This window comes from Evtepia sp., assembly GCF_056797215.1.
Genome location: NZ_JBQILM010000070.1, coordinates 1 through 2,129, shown reverse-complemented (window position 1 = coordinate 2,129; position 2,129 = coordinate 1). Strand labels below are relative to the sequence as shown.

At 57.9% G+C, this 2,129-nt stretch carries 3 protein-coding genes; all 3 read left to right on the top strand.

Features of this window, described 5'->3' with window-relative positions:
* A partial coding sequence (locus ACTOZL_RS10165; protein WP_482478282.1) for a FliG C-terminal domain-containing protein occupies window positions 1-267 on the top strand: 267 nt, incomplete at its 5' end.
* Complete coding sequence (locus ACTOZL_RS10160; protein WP_482478280.1) at window positions 260-1,120, top strand: FliH/SctL family protein; 861 nt, start codon at window positions 260-262, stop codon at window positions 1,118-1,120. The genes ACTOZL_RS10165 and ACTOZL_RS10160, both read left to right, overlap by 8 nt.
* 57 nt (window positions 1,121-1,177) lie before the next feature.
* On the top strand, window positions 1,178-2,129 hold a 952-nt coding region (locus ACTOZL_RS10155; protein ID WP_482478278.1), incomplete at its 3' end, for a FliI/YscN family ATPase.

Sequence of the window (2,129 nt, the reverse complement as noted above, 5' to 3'; positions counted from 1 at the left end):
TCCGTGCAGCGCTTTGTCCGGGATTGCGACCCCAGAGACCTGGTGTTGGCCCTCAAGGCAACCAACGAAGAAGTGGCGCAGAAATTGTTCGCCAATATGTCCAGCCGTATGGCCCAGAACATCCAGGACGACCTGGAAATCACCACCAATGTCCGCATGAAGGACGTGGAGGACGCCCAGCAGCGTATTGTGGATGTGATCCGCGATTTGGAAGAGAAGAACGAGATCATTATCATGAAGGGCGGAAAGGACGATATCATTGCCTAACATATTCAAAGCGTTCAGCCGCACCAAGGCCGAGCCCTATCAGCTGCCCGACATAGAGGAGCTGGTCATGGAGGAGGTGCCAGAGGCGGAGGAAGAGACGCTGCCTGAGACGGAGGAGGACTTTCTCCCAATAGGGGAGGAGGAACCATCGGAGCAAGCGCCAGAACCTGAGGAGGAGACGGAGGAAGAGACCCCCATCAGCTACGCCCAAGTGCAGGCTGACCTGATTATGGCTGACGCCCGCCGTGAGGCGGAGCAGATCCTAGAGCAGGCCCGCAAGGACGCAGCCAAGGAGACCGACGCCGTTTTTGCCCAGGCAAAGGAAAGTGGATATCAAGAGGGCTACGTCCAGGGTATGGCCCAGGCCATGACCGAAGCCAACCAACAGCGGGAGCAGCAGGCTGCCGTGTTGGAGGAAGAAGTACACCGCTTTTTGGAAAAGGCCGGTGCGCTCTTGGACAACCAAATGGACCAGAGCGTGGCCGACCTGCGGGACTTGGCGCTGGCGGTGGCGGAAAAGGTAGTATGCGTGAGCTTGAAAAGCAGCGCAGATGTGATCAGCCGTATGATCCAAACCGCCATCGACAAGCGCAAGCGGAAAGAGTGGGTACACATTTACATTGCCGAGTGCGACGCGAAGCGCCTCACGCAAATGCCGGCCACATTGTCGGCATCCCTTACGGCCCTGTCGGACCGAGTGCGGATCATCCCCATGGCGGAGGATGAATCGGGCACCTGCATCATTGAGATGCCCGACGAGATCGTGGATGCCAGTGCGGCCACCCAATTGGGAAACCTGCGCACCATTCTTTCCGATACGGCCAATACCGCATCGGGGATGAACCTCATATAATAACAACGTACCCCCTTGTGGGGGAACTGAGAACCTGGAAAGAGCCGGGGGAGAGCCATGCCAACAGCATTTCAACAGATGATCCGTCAGGTCTATAACGCAGAACCCTATAGCCTCACGGGGAAAATTGAAAATATCGTAGGTATGTCCATTGAGGCCTCCGGTGGCCGGGCAGCGGTAGGGGATATCTGCCGCATCTACAACGGCGATTCCGGCGGCCAGGTGACGGCTGAGGTGGTGGGGTTCAAAAATGACCACATCCTCCTCATGCCCTACTCCGACATGAACGGCATCTCCTCCGGGAACTTTGTCCGCAATACTGGTGGGCAGCTCACCTTGCAGGTGGGGGAGTTCCTCCGGGGACGGATCATCAACGCTTTGGGTCAACCCATCGACGGGAAGGGCCCCTTTGAGGGGGGGACCTCCTACTGCGTCAGTGGTGGCTATATCAACCCCCTCTCCCGCCCGCCCATCCGGGAACGTATCCAGTTCGGGGTGAAAGCCATTGATGGGCTCATCACCATCGGCAAGGGACAACGTATCGGCATTTTCGCCGGGTCCGGCGTGGGCAAAAGTACCCTCATGGGGATGATTGCCAAAAACGTCACGGCGGATATCAACGTCATCGCCCTAGTGGGGGAACGTGGCCGTGAAGTGTTGGAATTCGTCCAGAAGGATCTGGGAGAGGAGGGCATGAAGCGCTCTATCCTGGTGGTGGCCACCTCGGACCAGCCTGCCATGCTGCGGATGAAATGCCCCAGTGTGGCCACGGGAATCGCGGAGTATTTCCGGGATCAGGGCTACGATGTGCTGTTGATGATGGACTCCCTCACCCGTTTCGCCATGGCCCAACGGGAGATTGGCTTAGCCATCGGTGAACCCCCGGTGTCCAGAGGCTATACCCCGTCTATGTATGCGGAAATGCCCAAACTCCTAGAGCGCAGCGGCAATTTCAGCCGAGGGTCAATCACTGGCGTTTATACTGTGTTGGTGGAGGGTGACGACACCA